This window comes from Sphingomonas sp. Leaf62 (genome assembly GCF_001421915.1).
GTDB lineage: Bacteria > Pseudomonadota > Alphaproteobacteria > Sphingomonadales > Sphingomonadaceae > Sphingomonas.
The window spans coordinates 12935-13398 of the sequence record NZ_LMLN01000002.1; the positions used below are offsets into that span (position 1 = coordinate 12935).

Genomic DNA, 464 nt, shown 5'->3' on the forward strand with positions numbered 1-464 from the left:
GGCTGTACGCCGTCCAGATTACCGCTCGCTGCCGTTTTTTTGGACGTAAGTGTAGATTTCGTCGATCTCGATGACGTCGGCGACGCCGGTGTCGACCGGAGCGGCTTGCGCAAGTTTGAGCTGCAGCACCGCATGGTCCTTGCGGATCCACTTGAGGACCCCCGCCGGCGATGCACCCAGCACCCGGCCGATCGCCCGGATGCCCATGCTGTTCATGTACATCTCGATCGCCAGGGCTTTCGTCTCAGCACTGAACCTGGGCTGGCTGTCGGTGCAGTATCGACCGCAGGTCCGGCACGCGTAGCGCTGATGGCCCGACTTGCGTCCTCGCTTGATCAGGTCCGTCCCATCACACTCTGGACACCGCATCCCATCCTCCCTGTCCCAACTTGCAGGAACAGAAAAGAATCTAGAAAACACCCCATGTAAACAGTCCCCCGGCACGGGGGGGGGGGGGGGGGGGG

Annotated in this window: 1 protein-coding gene and 1 pseudogene; both read right to left on the bottom strand. The window is 62.3% G+C overall.

What is annotated here, in order from left to right:
• Window positions 1–18 precede the first annotated feature (18 nt).
• Window positions 19–216, bottom strand: coding sequence for a hypothetical protein (locus tag ASE91_RS00780; RefSeq protein ID WP_156357596.1), 198 nt, complete (start codon window positions 214–216; stop codon window positions 19–21).
• A gap of 63 nt (window positions 217–279) precedes the next feature.
• Window positions 280–369, bottom strand: a pseudogene (locus tag ASE91_RS20995) (IS1/IS1595 family N-terminal zinc-binding domain-containing protein); the annotation flags it as partial.
• Between the last annotated feature and the right edge of the window lie 95 nt (window positions 370–464).

Excerpts from the sequence above, each read along its gene's own strand:
- ASE91_RS00780 (WP_156357596.1), bottom strand. The coding sequence starts at position 216 with ATGAACAGCATGGGCATCCGGGCGATCGGCCGGGTGCTGGGTGCATCG.